Below are 1,790 nucleotides of genomic sequence, written 5' to 3' on the forward strand. Positions count from 1 at the left end.
GCCGGGCTTCCTCTTCTCATCGATCAGGCCAAGCGGCAGTTCGAGCTGCAGCTCGGCATGCTCCTCCAGATGCGAGACGGAGATGGCGAGCAGCGATATGTCGCGCTCGCCGGGATTGGCGGCCAGCACGCCGCGCACCAGCTCCTCGGCGATCTCGGCCAGCATCACTGTCGCCTGGATCGGCTGCTCCAGCGTCACCGAGCGGGTGACGGCGCGCAGATCGGCGAAGCGCACCCGCACCGTCACCGTGCGCCCGGGCCGGTCCTTGGCGCGCAGGCGGCTCGCCACGCGGTCGGCCAGATGCAGAAGCGTCGGCACGAAGACGCGCGGCACCGCCGGCTTCCTGCCAAGCGCCGATTGCGCGCCGGCCGAATGCGCGCGGCGATGCGTCTCGAGCTTGCGCGGGTCGCGGTTCCAGGCGAGCGCGGCGAGCTTCTGGCCGGCGGCGTGGCCGATCAGCCGCTCCAACGCGCCGCTATGGGTGCGCGGCAATTGCCCGATGGTCTCGACGCCGATCTCGCCCAGCCTCGCCTTGGTCGCCGCGCCGACACCCCACATCAGCGTGACGGGCAGGTCATGCAGGAAGGCGAGCTCGGTGCCGGGCTCGACCACCACCAGCCCGTCGGGCTTGGCCACCTGCGAGGCGATCTTGGCGAGGTGCTTTGTCTGCGCCACGCCGATCGAGATCGGCAGGCCGAGCTCGGCCTTCACGCGCTCCCGGATTTTCCGCGCGATCTCCTGCGGCGGCCCGAACAGATGCGTGCAGCCGGCGACGTCGGCGAAGGCCTCGTCGATCGAGATGCGCTCGACCACCGGCGTGAAATCGTCGAGCACCTTGATCGCGGCGTCGCCGAGGCGCTGGTACTCGGAAAAATGACCGCCGACGAAGATGAGCTGCGGGCAGAGCTCGCGCGCCTTGCGGCCGGGCATGCCGCCGCGCACGCCAAACACCTTGGCCTCATAGGAAGCCGCCAGGACCACGCCGCCGCCGACGGCGATCGGCTTGCCGCGCAGCGAGGGATCGAGCAGCTGCTCGACGGAGGCGTAGAAGGCGTCGAGATCGGCATGCAGAATGGTGGCGGCCGCGGCGTTATTCGTGGCGGCCATCGCGCGCTCCCGTGGCCATTTGTGTGGCATTGCAGCATTAGCTGCGTCTTTTGTAAGGGGAATTAATAGAACATAAAGAGAACAAAAGAAGCTCGCTGTCAAGCCGCCACGCTTGAGCGTGCAAGTTTCCACAACCTGAAGCCACAGCCGCCGATAGAGCTCAGCTTGCACGATCGCCCGTGAAGGAAATCGTGCGAACGGGAAGGATTGTAGGTGCTCTGCGACCGCCCGAGCTTCGGGAATAGAGATTTGATCTGATGTTTGCGACAAGCCGGCAAGCGCATGAATGTGGCTGACACTCAGCCAACGGTGGAGTTCAACTGCTTTTCCATAACAACAAGTTCCAGGTCGGGGCGCAGCGGACGACCGACCGAAGGGTCGTCGTAGGGGAATGCTAGAGTTTCGCCCGTCAGCTCGTATCCACGCCGGCGATGCCAAGCGATCAATGCCTCACGCTGCCGGATCACCTCCATTCGCATCCGTGGCGCCCCAGCCGCCGCGGCCTGTCGCTCGACCTCCTGCTTGATCAACTTTCCGATGCCAGCGGTCTGCTCGTCCGGAGCCACGGCGAGCATCGACGTATGCCACGCGCCATCGTCGTCTATCGCGATGTTGATGCAGCCGGAGATCGCGCCATCCGTCAACCGGCGCAGCAGACGAATGCGTCCCCGCGCGATGAGCGC

2 protein-coding genes are annotated in these 1,790 nt (G+C 66.1%); both read right to left on the minus strand.

Annotation, left to right across the window (positions count from 1 at the left end):
- Positions 1 to 1,107: DNA polymerase IV (dinB, locus tag EOA28_RS34700; RefSeq protein ID WP_128315794.1), on the minus strand; the 1,107-nt coding region annotated here is incomplete at its 3' end.
- A gap of 299 nt (positions 1,108 to 1,406) precedes the next feature.
- Positions 1,407 to 1,790 (minus strand): GNAT family N-acetyltransferase (locus EOA28_RS34705; RefSeq protein WP_148671061.1); only part of this gene is annotated, 384 nt, incomplete at its 5' end.

Origin of the sequence: Mesorhizobium sp. M2A.F.Ca.ET.067.02.1.1 (assembly GCF_004023285.1) — a bacterium.
Lineage (GTDB): Bacteria > Pseudomonadota > Alphaproteobacteria > Rhizobiales > Rhizobiaceae > Mesorhizobium.